Below are 15,210 nucleotides of genomic sequence, written 5' to 3'. Positions count from 1 at the left end.
GCCTTGTCGTACTCAAGTACTGCCTACGGCTAACTTCCTAGTTTGCTCTTTGATTTTCATTGAGTATAAAATGATAATAAGCACCCAACATACCTGCTGTATTTTGATGATGGGCAAATTCTAATCGTGTTTTTTCAGCGAGGCTTGGCACCAAGGCTTCTTTCAAGGCTGTACGGATTTTGGGTTTGAGGATAGCCTCTTGTCCCATGATACCGCCACCGAGAATGACTACTTCTGGATTGGCCACATAGCAAATATTTGCCAGACCTTTTCCTAGATAGTCTACCATACGGTCAATACCAGCCATACAAATCTTGTTTCCTTCAGTGGCTTCCTTAAAGATACGACGACCATTCCACTGGTCAACTGGATCTCCATGACCTGCTGCTACATATTTCACTAAAGCTGTTGTAGAAGCCAAATCTTGGAACGATCCATCCTGCATATGCATATAACCGACTTCACAGGCTGAATTGCTAAATCCATGGAAGACTTTCCCATCCATAATCAAACAACCACCGATACCGGTTCCAATAGTCAAGCAAAGAGTGATACTCGCTCCCTTGCCTGAACCAGATACCGCTTCAGCAAGACCTGCACAGTTGACATCATTTTCAATCTCACAAGGAATATTAAAGCTAGTCTCGATTTCCTTTTTGAACTGAGTTCCTGCGTAGTTAGGAATTTGAGGCCCAGCATAGAAAATTTCCCCCTTATCTGGATCTACCATCCCTGCAGAAGAAATAGCAACACCTGCTACTAGACCTTGTTCTAAATAGCTAGCTACGATATCTTTGGTCTTTTGTAAGATATGAGGACCACCCTTATGCGCCTCAGTTGGCATTTCATGCGATTCAACAAGTTGGCCTTCTTGGTCGATCAAACCATATTTGATATTGGTTCCACCGATATCAATTGCAACGTAGTGTGTCATAAATACCTCCTTATGGATTAGAGGAAGCGCTCCTTGGTTTCGCGAATCAAGGCTGCAGCTGCTTCTACAACTGGACGATCTTCTTCAGTCACTGGTGTCAATGGTGAGCGAACAGAACCAATGTTCAGTCCTTCATTGATCTTCAAGACCTCTTTGATGACACCGTACATATTTCCATGTGCAGAAGTGAGTTTACCAATGATAGCGTTGATAGCATACTGCAATTCACGCGCTGTTTCCAAGTCTTTGTTAGCAATCAATTGGTTGAGTTTCAAGAAGAGTTCTGGCATAGCACCATAAGTACCACCGATACCAGCTTTGGCACCCATGAGGCGACCACCTAGAAACTGTTCATCTGGACCGTTAAAGACGATGTGGTCTTCTCCACCAAGGCTGACAAAGGTTTGGATATCTTGAACTGGCATAGAAGAGTTCTTCACACCGATAACACGTGGATTCTTCAACATTTCAGTATAAAGACTTGGAGTCAAAGCAACTCCTGCCAATTGAGGAATGTTGTAAATCACGTAGTCTGTATTTGGAGCTGCAGAACTGATATCGTTCCAATATTTAGCAACTGAGTATTCTGGCAAGCGGAAATAAATCGGCGGAATCGTTGCAATAGCATCTACACCCAAGCTTTCAGCATGGCGAGCAAGTTCCATACTGTCTTTGGTATTGTTGCAAGCAACATGGGCAATAATAGTCAATTTACCTTTGGCAACTGCCATGACTTCTTCTAAGATTAATTTACGGTCTTCAACGCTTTGGTAGATACATTCACCAGAAGATCCATTGACATAAAGACCTTGAACACCTTTATCAATGAAGTATTGAACCAAGGCACGCGTACGCTCTGGACTTACTTCTCCTTGATCATCATAACATGCGTAAAAGGCTGGAATGACACCTTCGTATTTTTTTAAATCTGACATAGATTTTCTCCTAAGTTTTCTTTTTTTCTGCTAAAAGCAGGATTTATTCTTTACGTGTTTAGTATACACCTTGTGAAAAACGCTTTCAATATCTTGTGTACACTTAGATTTTAGTTTCGATATGTATTTTGAAATGTTTAGGGCTTGAAAGTAGTTTTATAGACAAGCCATGCTATTGGTATTTTGAGAAAATTTTCTCCATCAATCCAGTCTGGATAAAGACTAAGAGTCCAAACCCAAAAAGCAGGAAGGCTGAGCCACCTAAAAGTAAACTGAAGGCGGACAGATAAAGAACTATCACAATGAGAAAGATAATAACTAACATGAGGAAGAACCAAGGAAAGTTAAAACTTGCCAAGATAAGTCCTTTTTGTAACACTTCTTTCCAAGTCAAATCATAGCGCGCAGCGATGGGATAGCTAGCCAACATCACGATAGTCAGGAAGATAAGAACGCCTAGACAGATAGCTTTCACCATTTGGAAAGGCATAGCTGTCTGACCCCAGAAGAGATAGAGATCTAGAAGGCTTAATGAGACAATGCCCAACTCAAGCAGACCTAACTGAAGACCTAGTTTCAGATTTTGCTTGAAAGCTCTTAAATAGATTCTAAAGACAGGCACACGTCTGCTCTTCTTAATCTCAAACATAGTCTCGTAGAGGCTAATTTTAGCCACTCCAATCGTCACGATGGGCAAACAAGAGACGACAAAAAGAAGATTGGCTGTCACGATATCCAAGACCTTCTCACTAAAACGCATGAGAAAGTTATCTGTATCAAATGCTGCCTTGATAAGGCTTACTCCTTTTTGTGCCATGTTTGCTCCTCCTGATTTTTTAATCAATCAAAATTTTAAAGAGATATTTGCGAACCTTCTCTTCCATACCTGCATAGCCATTTGGCTGGTGAGGTTCTCCTGGGAAGAAAATCGCAAAATTGTGATAACCCAACAAGAGTGGGTATTTTTCATGACAATGCACAAAGCCAATGTCACTCGCTTCGTCAAATGCTACTGCTTCATCTTTAATACGTGAACCATAGCTCGAATATTCATGTCCTTCTACCAGCAAATGCAAATCTGCATAGTTTTTATGATGCTCAAATTGATCATTTTCAGCTTGATTGAGGACATTTTCCTGAACAACTAGAAAGACTTTATCTCCGTCAATCTCGTACTTTCCTAATTCGAACGAATCTTTACGATGTTGGTAGAGATAGTCGATAGCCTTATCTAAATTAGGATGAATCCCTTTGTAAAAGGTGATGTTTTTCAAATCGTCAAAAATCATACTCTTTCCTTCGTTTCTGATAGTCAACTAAAATCATTCTTAAGTTTATAAGTGTCTGACAAAATCTCTAAGGTAAGCAAATACCCAACATTTTGTAGACACTTATAACTCTGTATTCTCTTATACTCAATGAAAATTGAAGAACAAACTAGGAAGCTAACCGCAGGCAATACTTAAGTATGGCAAGGTGACGCTGACGTAGTTTGAATTCAATTTTCGCAGAGTATTAACCTTTGACAGCTCCCATAGTAATACCCTGAGTGAAGGATTTTTGGAAGACAAGGAAGACTGTTACAATTGGCACAGCTGCAAGGGCAGCTCCTGCCATGATCAAACCATAGTTGGTTGCCATTTCAGCCTGCATAGTCGCAACCCCAAGTGAGATGGTCAAGTTTTGGCGTGAAGTCAACATTACCAACTGCATGAAGTAGTCGTTCCAAGTATTGATGAAGGTGAAGATTGCAAGGGCTGCAAATCCTGGTTTCACAATTGGGAATGCTACGCTCCAGAAGGTACGAATCTCACCACAACCGTCGATTTTAGCTGATTCAAGCAACTCTGTAGGGATATTCTCACTGAACTGTTTCATGAGGAAGACCCCGAATGGCCATCCAATCAAAGGCAAGATAACTGCCCAAAGAGTGTCATGGATTCCCATGAAGTTGACGATACGTACCAATGGTACAAGGACAACTTGTTTTGGAAGTGCCATGGCTGCAATGAAGATTGCAAAAAGAATACGTTGGCCATAGAAACGTTTTTTAGCTAGTACATAACCTGCTAGAGAAGAGGTCGCACAGACTAAGAACATGGTTACCAATGAAATAAACACAGAGTTCCACATCCACTGCATAGCAGGGTTTTGCACCATAAGTTGTTGGAAGTTTTCCATGGTTGGCATTTTAGGGAACCATTGTGGTGGAATAACGATTGTATCAGGTTGTGACTTGAAGGCACCTGTCAAAATCCAGTAGAATGGAAAGATGAACAGCACGGTCAACAAGAGCAAGATAATAGTTGAAATAACAGTGAAAGCTGTTAAAGGTTTCTTTTGTGTAGATTGCATAGCTGTCTCCTTTCTTTAATATTCTACGTCGTTTCCAAGTACTTTAAATTGAACAAAGCTTACGATAGCGATCATCACTGCCAAGAAGACGCCGATAGTGTTTGCATAACCGTATTCTGTCAATTGGAAGGCTTTTTCGTAAAGGTAGTACATAAGTGTACTTGTTGAATAGTTTGGACCACCTGAAGTCAAAAGCTGAATCAAGGCGAAACACTGGAATGAGTTGATTGTTGTAATGATTGCGATGTAAAGAGTTGTTGGAAGGAGGCTAGGCCATTTAATCTTCCAGAACACTTGCAATTCAGTCGCACCGTCAACCCGAGCTGCTTCCACCAATGAATTGTCAATATTCCCCATAGCAGCGATATAAAGGATAATCGGCTGACCAACAGATGTAGTCAAAAGGATAATCATAATCGCCATCAAAGCCCAGTTTTTATCTCCCAACCAAGAAATATTCTGGCTGATGATATGGCTTGACTTAAGGACAAAGTTTAAAATCCCTGATAGTGGGTCATAAATCCATTTCCAAACAACTGTTACGGCAACACTACCTGTTACAACAGGAAGGAAGAAGACGAAACGGTAGAAGGATCTGGCAATGGCATTTTGATGATAGGTCTGAGATGCTACAAAGAGTGAGAATAGAACAACAACTGGTACAGATCCAATAACCAGAATCACGGTATTGATCAAAGACTTCATAAAGACAGGGTCTTTAAACATACGAATGTAGTTGTCCAAGCCCACAAACTCAAATTTCGTCATTGAGTAGTTAAAGAAACTTGTAATGAATCCCATAATCATAGGAGCCAATACAAAGATGACAAAGAAGAATAATACTGGTGCTAGGAAAGCGTAGGAAATCACTGTTTCCCGCATACGAATTTTATTGACTTTCACAGTCGGCACCTCTCTTTCACAAATAGAATTTTTTGGATTTTCTTGAACTGTTTTAAAATCAAAATGAAATTTTTTAAGATTCGCTTATGTAAGAACTTCATTTTAATTTCGTGACAGTTCCTTACATTTCAAACAAAATCCTCCCTTTTCTTACATAGACTATGCACAGGGAAAAGGGAGGAGTCAATCTGATTTAGTGCTTATTGTTTTGTAGCTTTTTTAATTGTTTCGTTAGCTTTTTCAGTGAAGGCTTTCAAAGCATCCGCTGGTTTTTCGTCACCATTTGATACAGATTGCAACATTGGGAACCAAAGTGTTCTCATTTCAGCAAAACCATTGATAGTATTGTAGTATGGTGAGTAGTATTTAGTCCAACCACTGATTGTTTCCATACGTTTGTCTTCATAAAGTTTGCCAAATGAAGTACGAACTGGGAAGGCACCTGTACGAACAACGTCTTTTGGACCCCATTCTTTGTCATCCGCGATAAATTGAACGAATTTCTTAGATGCTGCAACTTTCTTGTCGTCTTTGTTGTTGAATACTGCAAATCCATTTACAAGGTATTCAAGAGCTGGTTTACCTGAATCTGATGGGAATGGTACTTCTACCACTTCTACTTTACTTGCTTCCAAGAGTTTAGCTTGGATACCGTTTTGAGCTGGTGCCCAAAGGATTGTGTAAGATGTTTGACCGTTGGCAAAGTTTTGGATATCTGCTCCACCGTCAAATTGTGAACCATTGTTCAACAAACCGTCTTTAATCCAGCTAGCTGCTTTTTCAAGACCTTTGACGAATTTAGGATCATCAGTTGTATATTTTGTTACATCTTTATCTGTTACAGAAGCTCCATAAAGGTTTGAGATGAAGGCACGTGTTCCTTGGTCTCCCCCTTGACCAGAACTGAACAATGAACCTGGTGTGTAGCCTTTATCTTTAAGTGCTTTCAAAACTTTTTCAAAATCATCAGTAGTCCAACCTTCTTTTACAAGGTTTGCAACTCCAGCATCTTCCAACATTTTCTTGTTCATAGCCATGTAGAATGGTGCTGAACTGATTGGATACATGTAAGCTTTGTCTCCAGCTTTACTTGCTTGTACAATGTTTTCGTTGTTAACATCTTTGACGAATTCGTCTGTGAAGAGGTCGTTCAACTCAGCCAATTTACCATTTTTACCGTATTGGATGATACGTCCTGGTGCATCAAAAAGTACGTCTGGAGCTGTTCCGGCTTCGATAGCTGTTGTGATTTTTTCAGGACCTGACTTGAAGTCGATGGTTTCTAATTTCACTTTTACATCTGGATTTGCTTTTTCAAAAGCTTCGATGATTGATTTTTCATATGTTCCAACACCGTCACCAGTTTTTTCTTGAGTGAAGACTGGGAATGCCCACCAAGTAATTTCTGTTTTTCCGCTATCGCTACCAGATTTTGCAGCATCTTTACTTCCGCCAGAATTTCCACAAGCAGCAAGGCCAAGAACCGCAGCACCCGCAAGTACTGTACAAGCTAGTTTTCTAAATTTCATTTGTATTCTCCTAATTGATAAGCGTATCCATATTGGATAATGAGTTCTTTGCATTTGTATACGTTTTCATTTTATCCGACGCATCCACCACTCTCCTCTGTTTTGAGATTGTGTTATTTGAGACCAGCAACAAAACGTTCTGTAATCTCTTTTGGTCTAGTAATAGCGCCACCAACAACAATGCCTCGCACTCCATATCCTAGGATTTGTTTGGCTTGTTCTGGTGTATGAATTTTTCCTTCTGCAATGACATCTACACCAGCATCACAGAGTTTTTTGATCAATTCAAAATCGGGACCATCCACCTTTGGACTGTAAGATGTGTATCCTGATAATGTTGTTCCGACAAAGTCAATTCCTGCTTCAACGGCTGCCAATCCTTCCTCGAAAGTACTTGTATCAGCCATCAAGAGCTGGTTAGGATATTTTTCCTTAACCTGACGAATGAACTCTTGAATCTCCAAACCATCATAGCGTTCCCGCTTGGTACAATCTAGAGCAATGACCTCTATATCAAGTTCTGCCAATTCATCAACTTCTTTCATAGTAGCAGTGATGAAGGGTTCTTGCGGTGGATAATCTCGTTTTATTATCCCAATAATTGGAAGGTTTGTGACCTCCTTGATTTCCTTGATATCGCGAACACTATTTGCTCGGATACCGACTGCTCCACCTTGCTCAGCCGCTTTGACCAGCAAGGGAATGACTCCTCCCGCTTCTGTGTAGAGCGGTTCGTGAGGAAGGGCCTGACAAGAAACGATGATTCCATCTTTGATTTGTGCAATCAAGGCTTCTTTAGTAATCTGTGGCATCCTCTTTCCTCCTTTTCTTTGTTCTTATGAGTTCATTATATATTATTTTTAAAGCGCTTTCAATACTTTGTGGTAGAATAGATTTCAGTTTCAAAAGTATTTTATAGAACAGCTGTTTCTGAAAGTAGTTTCAGCTCTGTCTTATTTTCAATTCGCTCAGTATCTAAAATGATAAAAAGAGATAGCCATCTTTCAAATAGGCCATCTCTTTTATCATTAACGATGAGCAAAATTTATTTTATTCAAGACCTAATCTAGTCCTCTTTTCGTTTCTTCCCAAATGTCAAGACAGATAAGAGACCTGCCACTAATCCCATAGAAATAAGGGTTGTGTTTTCTTTACTTCCAGTATTTGGTAGTTCGTTTTGTTTAGCCATTGGTGCTTGATAAGTAGCATCTTGTCCAAGAGATAACTTCTTAGCTGGACGTTCGTTTGCAGCTACTAAGACTGGTTTGGCTTCTCCCTTGTACTCTGGCACTTCATGGACTGCCGCCTCAGCGCCGTTGACACCTCCTTTATACTCAGGAAGGTCATTTGAAGCCGCTAAGACAAAATTAGCACCTCCCGTATATTCAGGAACATCATTTGAAGCCGCCAAGACAAAATTAGCACCTCCCGTATATTCAGGAACATCATTTGAAGCTGCCAAGACAAAATTAGCACCTCCCGTATATTCAGGAACATCATTTGAAGCTGCTAGAACTGCATTTACGCCTCCTGTGAATTCTGGAAGATCATGGATCGCTGCTTCAACCGCATTAACCCCTCCTGTGAATTCCGTTTTTTCTACTGTTGGAGCTGGTTCTTCTCCCACTGTTGCCAATTGACCTGTATATTCAGGAACTTCCGTAACAAAGGCTTCTTCTCCTGCTGTTGCAAGAGAACCAGTATATTCAGGAGCTTCTTCAGTTACTACAGCCTCCTCTCCATTAACTCCACCTGTAAATTCTGGCTTGTCTACTGTTGGCACTTCTTCTCCTGCCATCGCTAATTGGCCTGTATATTCAGGAACTTCTGCCGCAACTGCTCCTTCTTCGCCATTAACTCCACCCGTAAATTCTGGCTTTTCTACTGTTGGTGCTTCTTCTACTTCTGTCGCTAATGGTCCTGTATATTCAGGAACTTCTGCCGCAACTGCTCCTTCTTCACCATTAACTCCACCTATAAATTCTGGAACTTCATTTGTCGCAGCTTCGCTTCCATTTACACCATGAGTAATTTTAGAACCAACTACTGAAACAGGCAAATTATGCATACTTTCGATAGCACCTTCTGCTAATCCTGTAACTTTTTGACCAATATCCTCAGGATCTACTGTAAACAACAGTGTCTTGGTATCATACTGCGTCATAAACGTAGCTGTCTTACCATTTGCAAGCTGTAATGTTGGTGCTTGATTGACCAATACTTCTGAATCAAATTCCATGGCAATAATGCCTTGCCCCATATGAACTGCATGTGTAACTTTTGCTTCGGTTGGAGAAATCATATCCTTGCTTAAGAAATCCCAATTAAATTTCTTATAAGACAAGGTATATTCGTTTTGGTTGTTATCTGCATGCTCATAAAGCAATCCATATTCGCCATTCCCGAGATCTTGAATAGAATTGTAGGCAAACTTACCACTTTGAATAGGATTATGCTTAAGCCAAGTCAGCTCTCCATTTTCTTCGACACGGGCTAAGTGTACCAAACCGTTGAAACGTCCTGGTCCACCTGCATTACTAAGGACAATATACTCTTTTCCATCATGCATCGTATGAATAGCAGCCAATTGAACGTAAACATCCTTGACATCCGCATAACGTTTTATATCATTTTCCCAAGTTACTCCACCATCTTTACTAGTAGCAACTTGAAGGTCCCCTGTCAAGCCACGCATGAAGAGCTTGAGATCTCCATTATTTAATTGTACAACAGAGGACTCAGTATTTTGAGCATAATAATTACTCATGGTACTTGAGTCAATCACAGTGCCATCAGTCAGCGTACGATGGTCATTCACACCACCTCCCATATGCCAAGTCTTACCATGGTCATCTGAGTAGATAACCCGAGATGATTGAGAACCGTTTAAGTGGTTGGTCTGATTAGTTGTATAAGTAGGTACAATGATTCGACCTTTATGAGGTCCGGTATGAAGAGTAATTCCTGTTCCAGGCCCAACCCCTAAGAATTTCATCCAATCAGCTTTTACCATTGGGGTAATATCTTGAGGTGCTGACCAAGTCTTACCATCATCATCACTGTAAGACATCCATAGATAAGAATCCTTAGCAACTCTAAATGGAGACGTTTTATTGCTTGTGAAATAAATATTTCCTAATAGTTGATTCCCTTGATACAAATCACCTTTATCGCTATAAGCTGGTTTAACTGGGTTTACAACAACACGATAATCGGTTGGTTTCCCATCTGGAGTATAAACTGTGCCATTTTCGCGTATTGTATAGGAACCTTCTTCGCCTTCTTTGTAGAGAATTTGGTAAGTTTTGCCATCGATTTGTTTATAGGCTTCTTCTCTTTGAGCAGCCATTCCAAAGATTCCTTTCCCTTCTGGGAACATATCATAGATAGAAAAAATTCGTTTTGTTACAGGATCTTGAACCAAAACCATATCGATGTTCACTGGTGAACCGATCGATGGATCAGAGGCTTTTGGATTGTCTCGTAAATTTGTAATCGTTACTCGATCGCTCCATGTTTTCCCCTTATCCTCACTTCGTCTGACGACCATACCGATATCACCCCAGTCATATTGGTGTAAGCGGCGTTCGTCAGCACCAGCAATCAAGGTTCCTTTATCAGTTTTAAGAAGAGCAGGAATACGATAACTCTTGATACCATCTTTATTTGGTTTATTATGCATACCACCTTCAAAGACATCTTGTTTTTCAGTAACTTTAGCCCCTTCTGGTAGCTTTTGTTCCAAATCAGATCTCTCAAACAATTGGCTCCGTTTTTGAACTTCCTCTGGAGTTAATACACGATCATAAACACTCAAATTACGAACCTGTAAATTTGCTCCCCAAACTGATCTCCCTGCCCGATTTGTTGCACCAAGTTGAGCATGGGTAATATCTGGCATATCCTTGATAAATTTACCAGATTTCAAGCTGGTACGCGATAAAACACCGTTTACATAAAGTCTAACTTTTCCTCCTGGATTTTCTGCATTCGGTCTTTCTACAGTAAAGGTAACTGAATTCCACTGCCCAGGCTTAATTTTCAATGGAGCATCCGTATATTTATCATAAAATTGTGTTCCATTAGCATCACGTCCCTCAATTAAGGCTGTATTATTGAGAACAGCCATGGTGAAGTACTCATCTTTTTTCTTATCACTAGACACTGAGAATAGATTATAAAAATCTGGAGCTTTGGCATCTGGCTTGAATTCCATATGAATGGTCGCATTTTGAAGTTTCTTCAATGCATTTAATTCACTAGCTAAATCTACACGCTGACCATTCTTCGAATTTGTTTCAACATCTTCTTTTTCCACTACTGGAGTTGCGTTTGCGATATCTCTAGCATAGTAGTCTCGAGGAATCACGCCCTCTTCTTCTTTATCTTGGTCCTTGTTACTGGCTTCTGTAGTTCCAGAATCTGTTTCTGGTTTATCAGCAGGAGCTGGTGTATTTTCAGCTGCAGGTTTATTTGTTGGAGTTGTCGTCTCTGCTTCAGTAGTCTCATTTTTCTTTAACTTATCCTGATCAACTTCCACACCATTGTCTTTCGCTGTTGCCAATTTTCCAGCTAGTTCACTATCTAAATGTGCAAGACTTCCTGAAGAAGCTTCTTTTGGTAATTCTGATAAACCTTGATTATTATTTTCAGCAGCAGTTACAGTTGAATTTCCTTGTTCATTTGCCAATACAGGATTTACACCAAACACCACTGCACCAATGATTACAGAGGCTACACCCACTGCAAATTTACGAATGCCATATCTTTGTTTTCTATCAAAATTCTTTTGATTCATCTTTCTACCTTTCAATTTCACAAAAAATAAAGCGCTTTCTTTTTGCTTTAAAATTTTTACTCCCCATCATAGGAAAACACAAGAAAGCAATTAATGGACGAGAGTTGCTCTCCTTCTCTCTTTCAACATTTAGCTAGCTGCAATCCAAACAGTAGCTCTTTCACTCCTTTCCTAGACACTTTTTCTTTATTATACAATAAAGTCATAGGTTTATCTCGAGCTTGCCATAGAATAGATTTTACTTTCAGTAATATTTTAATGTTTTAATATTTTTAAAAGTACTTTCAATTTCCATATACAAAAAGAGAGCTACTGGACTCTCTCATTCATTATTTTATGTACTTAAAAGGAATCTCACTACCACAGAGCCAGTTGTAGACTTGGTCATTGACAAATACATTCATGGCTTCGTGAGCATACTCAGGCATGATGCGATAGGCCTTATCGCAGGTCAGACGGTTGTAAATCGCAAACTGGGTAATAGGATAGCAAACATCATCGTCCAAGCCCGTAATCATCTTAACCTCACCCTTGATACGATGGGCAAGATTTTTCACATCGATATAGGCAAGGGTCGCCATGATGTCGTCCTCTGTTTCATGGAAGGGATCGTGGAACTTGAAATAACGGAAAAGTTCGTCGTAAGCCTCGCTAGTATTCCCAATCTCAAGCACTCGTCTGAAGTCTGACAAGAAAGGATAGATAGCAACTGTTTTCTGAATCCGAGGATTGAGCGCTGCCGCAACCAAGGCTAGAGCGCCTCCTTGTGAGGCACCATAGCTAGAAAGATACTTCTCATCCACCTCAGGCAGACTAGCAACAATTTCGACCAACTGGTAAGTATCCAGATAAACATCCTTATAAAAGAGGTGAGCCCGACCTTCCACAGCACCACGGATAATGTGACCCTTGACCGTATTTCCTAGAGGAGAACGTAAGCCGTCTTGTGAATAGCCCGACTGACCTCGAACGTCCATGGAAACAATACCGTAACCAGCTACGGTGAAGGCCAACATGTCGGCCCAATCCCAGCCACGTCCCATATAACCATGGAAATGGAAGATTATCGGAACCTTCTCCTCACTCTTTGGAAGAACAACTCGTGCATAGACCTTTCCTTCATTGGTTCCTTCAAATGTTAATTCATAGCACTTTACTTGAGGAATGTGGAAATCTCTCTCCTCCAACTGGTAGGCTGGAAGTGTTGAAACTTTTTTCACTTCCTCATCCCAGAAAGCATCAAAGTCTTCTGGAACCTCATCCCGTCCTCTATAAGTCTTGATTTCTTCTAACAAAGCTGGATTTTTCATAACATACTCCTTTTTTTGTAATCGCTACCACCACTGTAGCATATCTAGAAAGGCATTGCAAGAAAGAAGGGTAAATAGAGAATGAATTTAGATTTCCTTTCTTCAAACCTACCAAATGAAAGTAGTTTTAGAAACAAAAAAAGAGCATTTCGCTCTTTCTTCCTTATATTTATATTATTTTGTTGCTTCTTTCTTTTGGAAAGTGGTTTGGTAATTTACTTTAATCGTTACGGTCATGTGAGAGTCCTCGTTTCTTTTTGATGATTCTAGTATAAGGGCCAAACCTGAAAGCTAGCTTAAGATTTCCTTATAGAAAGCTTATACTCAATGAAAATCAAAGAGCAAACTAGGAAGCTAGCCGTAGGCAGTACTTGAGTACGACAAGGCGAAGCTGACGTGGTTTGAATTTGATTTTCGAAGAGTATTAATCTAAATGTTCTTTCTTTTCCATATGAAGGGCAATCATGCGCCATTCTGGATCCTCTTGCCAAGCTTCTATCGAACTAATGTAGCTAGCAACCTTTCTGGCTTCTTCTAAAATCGGAAAATCCTCGATAATATCAGCCACTTGGAACTCTGGAAGACCTGACTGTCTGGTTCCAAAAATTTCACCTGAACCACGCATTTTCAAATCTTCTTCGGCCAGGACAAATCCATTGGTGGTTTCTGTCATGATGCGCATGCGGTCTTTCCCAGAATCCGTCTTGGGATTGGCAACGAGAACAGCATAGGACTGCTTGTCCCCCCGACCGACACGACCTCTGAGCTGGTGAAGCTGGCTGAGACCGAACCGATCGGCATCCATGATAATCATAACTGTCGCATTGGGAACATTAACCCCAACCTCGATAACCGTTGTCGAAACCAGAATATCCGTTTTTCTCTCTTTGAAATTCTGCATAATCTGGTCTTTTTCATCACTCTTCATCTTACCATGTAGAAGAGCAACTTCTGCCTTTCCTGCAAAATGAGCCGTCAACTCCTCTGATAAGGCAATGGCATTTTTCAAATCCAGAGCTTCTGATTCTTCAATCAAGGGAGAGATGACATAGGCTTGAGAACCTTTTTGGATTTCCCCCTCTAACCAAGTCAAGACCTGAGGTAATTGCTCATGTTTGATCCAGCGTGTCACAATAGGCTTCCGCCCTGCTGGCATCTGGTCGATAATGGAAACATCCATATCGCCAAAGGCTGTGATGGCCAGCGTCCGTGGAATAGGAGTCGCTGTCATCATGAGAACATCTGGATTATCCCCTTTTTCTCTCAGAACACGCCTTTGCCCCACACCAAAGCGGTGCTGCTCATCGATGATAATCAAGCCCAGACGAGCATAATCCACTCCATCCTGAATCAGAGCATGGGTTCCGATAATCAAATCAGCCTCACCCTTGGCAATAGTCTCCAAGACTTCTCTCTTTTCTGCAGTTTTCAAGGAACCTGTCAAGAGAGCCAGTTTCAAGTCGGGAAAGAGGTTCTGTAAACTCTCAAAATGCTGCTCTGCTAAAATCTCTGTTGGCACCATGAGAGCAGCCTGGTACCCAGCTGTCACTGCTGCAAACATGGCCAAGCCAGCAACTACTGTTTTTCCGCTCCCCACATCCCCTTGTAGGAGACGATTCATGTGGTGGTCGGACTTCATGTCGGCCAAAATTTCCTGCAAACTCTTTTCCTGAGCTTGTGTCAAGGCAAAAGGAAGGCTTTCCTTGACTGCTGTCACTTTTTCCTGAGACCAATTCAGAACCAGACCGCTTCCCTGAATTCTATTTTCAGACTTGAGCGTCTGTAACTGCATTTGGAAATAAAAAAGTTCCTCAAATTTGATACGGCGAAGAGCCTGCTTGTATTCTACCAAATCCTTGGGAAAATGCATGGCACGAACAGCCTGACAACGGGACATGAGTTTGTATTTGTCCAGCAAAGACTGGGGAAGATTTTCTTCTATCAAGAGGTCCAGTCCCTGATCAAAAGCCGTCTTGATGACCTTGACCAGACTGGCTTGACTGATTCCCTGAGCCAAGCGATAAACAGGTTGGAGGTCATCTTCCACCTGAGCCAGGACCTTCATCCCAGTTAGACTAGCCTTGGCACGGTCCCATTTTCCAAAGACGGCAAGAGTTGCTCCCAACTCTATCTTATCTGCTAGATAGGGCTGGTTAAAAAAATTCACCGCAAAAACGACTTCTCCCTGCTTGAGGCTAAAACGCAGGCGATTGCGCTTAAATCCATAATACTGAACACTAGCAGGAGTCACGACCTGACCAGAAAGAACCGCCTTCTCGCCGTCTTCTAGCTCCAGCACCTGCTTAGTCTTAAAGTCTTCATAACGGAAAGGAAAGTAGAGCAAGAGGTCTTGCAAATTTTCAATTCCTAGTTTGGCGTATTTTTCTGCTGACTTTGGTCCCACACCAGGTAAGACATGCAAGGGTTGATGTAGATTCATGCTCCA

The 15,210-nt window shown here is 41.0% G+C and carries 11 protein-coding genes; all 11 read right to left on the bottom strand.

Features of this window, described 5'->3' with window-relative positions; translation table 11 throughout:
- Positions 1 to 37: 37 nt before the first annotated feature.
- The gene (locus M594_RS02745) at positions 38 to 934 is read right to left on the bottom strand and encodes an ROK family protein (RefSeq protein ID WP_173875889.1); all 897 of its coding nucleotides are present in this window, start codon (positions 932 to 934) and stop codon (positions 38 to 40) included.
- Positions 935 to 951: 17 nt separating this feature from the next.
- The gene (locus M594_RS02740; protein ID WP_173875888.1) at positions 952 to 1,869 is read right to left on the bottom strand and encodes a dihydrodipicolinate synthase family protein; all 918 of its coding nucleotides are present in this window, start codon (positions 1,867 to 1,869) and stop codon (positions 952 to 954) included.
- 172 nt (positions 1,870 to 2,041) lie between these two features.
- The gene (locus tag M594_RS02735) at positions 2,042 to 2,686 is read right to left on the bottom strand and encodes a YesL family protein (RefSeq protein WP_173875887.1); all 645 of its coding nucleotides are present in this window, start codon (positions 2,684 to 2,686) and stop codon (positions 2,042 to 2,044) included.
- Between the two features lie 19 nt (positions 2,687 to 2,705).
- Positions 2,706 to 3,158 (bottom strand): YhcH/YjgK/YiaL family protein, encoded by a 453-nt coding sequence (locus M594_RS02730; protein ID WP_000575449.1) that lies wholly within the window; start codon positions 3,156 to 3,158, stop codon positions 2,706 to 2,708.
- 226 nt (positions 3,159 to 3,384) lie between these two features.
- Positions 3,385 to 4,224 (bottom strand): carbohydrate ABC transporter permease, encoded by an 840-nt coding sequence (locus M594_RS02725; RefSeq protein ID WP_033676563.1) that lies wholly within the window; start codon positions 4,222 to 4,224, stop codon positions 3,385 to 3,387.
- A gap of 15 nt (positions 4,225 to 4,239) precedes the next feature.
- Positions 4,240 to 5,106: a carbohydrate ABC transporter permease gene (locus M594_RS02720; protein ID WP_161683542.1), complete on the bottom strand. Its 867-nt coding sequence runs from the start codon at positions 5,104 to 5,106 to the stop codon at positions 4,240 to 4,242.
- A 221-nt stretch (positions 5,107 to 5,327) separates the two neighbouring features.
- Entirely contained in the window at positions 5,328 to 6,656 is a 1,329-nt protein-coding gene (locus tag M594_RS02715; protein WP_120770461.1) for an ABC transporter substrate-binding protein, read from the bottom strand.
- 113 nt (positions 6,657 to 6,769) lie between these two features.
- Positions 6,770 to 7,468, bottom strand: coding sequence for an N-acetylmannosamine-6-phosphate 2-epimerase (locus tag M594_RS02710; protein ID WP_001135679.1), 699 nt, complete (start codon positions 7,466 to 7,468; stop codon positions 6,770 to 6,772).
- A gap of 254 nt (positions 7,469 to 7,722) precedes the next feature.
- A complete protein-coding gene (locus M594_RS02705; RefSeq protein ID WP_173875886.1) occupies positions 7,723 to 11,454 on the bottom strand; it encodes an SIALI-17 repeat-containing surface protein in 3,732 nt (1,243 codons plus the stop codon).
- Between the two features lie 329 nt (positions 11,455 to 11,783).
- Positions 11,784 to 12,764, bottom strand: coding sequence for an acetylxylan esterase (locus M594_RS02700; RefSeq protein WP_173875885.1), 981 nt, complete (start codon positions 12,762 to 12,764; stop codon positions 11,784 to 11,786).
- Positions 12,765 to 13,188: 424 nt separating this feature from the next.
- Entirely contained in the window at positions 13,189 to 15,204 is a 2,016-nt protein-coding gene (gene recG, locus M594_RS02695) for an ATP-dependent DNA helicase RecG (RefSeq protein ID WP_173875884.1), read from the bottom strand.
- Between the last annotated feature and the right edge of the window lie 6 nt (positions 15,205 to 15,210).

Origin of the sequence: Streptococcus mitis (assembly GCF_013305725.1) — a bacterium.
Lineage (GTDB): Bacteria > Bacillota > Bacilli > Lactobacillales > Streptococcaceae > Streptococcus > Streptococcus mitis_BO.
Note: the sequence above shows the minus strand (reverse complement) of the source record. Positions and strands in the feature narration are given on the sequence as shown.

Bases quoted from the DNA above. Each gene is read 5' to 3' on its own strand.
- M594_RS02700 (WP_173875885.1), bottom strand. From the start codon at position 12,764: ATGAAAAATCCAGCTTTGTTAGAAGAAATCAAGACTTATAGAGGACGG.
- M594_RS02715 (WP_120770461.1), bottom strand. From the start codon at position 6,656: ATGAAATTTAGAAAACTAGCTTGTACAGTACTTGCGGGTGCTGCGGTT.
- recG (WP_173875884.1), bottom strand. From the start codon at position 15,204: ATGAATCTACATCAACCCTTGCATGTCTTACCTGGTGTGGGACCAAAG.
- M594_RS02730 (WP_000575449.1), bottom strand. From the start codon at position 3,158: ATGATTTTTGACGATTTGAAAAACATCACCTTTTACAAAGGGATTCAT.
- M594_RS02740 (WP_173875888.1), bottom strand. From the start codon at position 1,869: ATGTCAGATTTAAAAAAATACGAAGGTGTCATTCCAGCCTTTTACGCA.
- M594_RS02710 (WP_001135679.1), bottom strand. From the start codon at position 7,468: ATGCCACAGATTACTAAAGAAGCCTTGATTGCACAAATCAAAGATGGA.
- M594_RS02735 (WP_173875887.1), bottom strand. From the start codon at position 2,686: ATGGCACAAAAAGGAGTAAGCCTTATCAAGGCAGCATTTGATACAGAT.
- M594_RS02720 (WP_161683542.1), bottom strand. From the start codon at position 5,106: ATGCGGGAAACAGTGATTTCCTACGCTTTCCTAGCACCAGTATTATTC.
- M594_RS02705 (WP_173875886.1), bottom strand. From the start codon at position 11,454: ATGAATCAAAAGAATTTTGATAGAAAACAAAGATATGGCATTCGTAAA.
- M594_RS02745 (WP_173875889.1), bottom strand. From the start codon at position 934: ATGACACACTACGTTGCAATTGATATCGGTGGAACCAATATCAAATAT.
- M594_RS02725 (WP_033676563.1), bottom strand. From the start codon at position 4,224: ATGCAATCTACACAAAAGAAACCTTTAACAGCTTTCACTGTTATTTCA.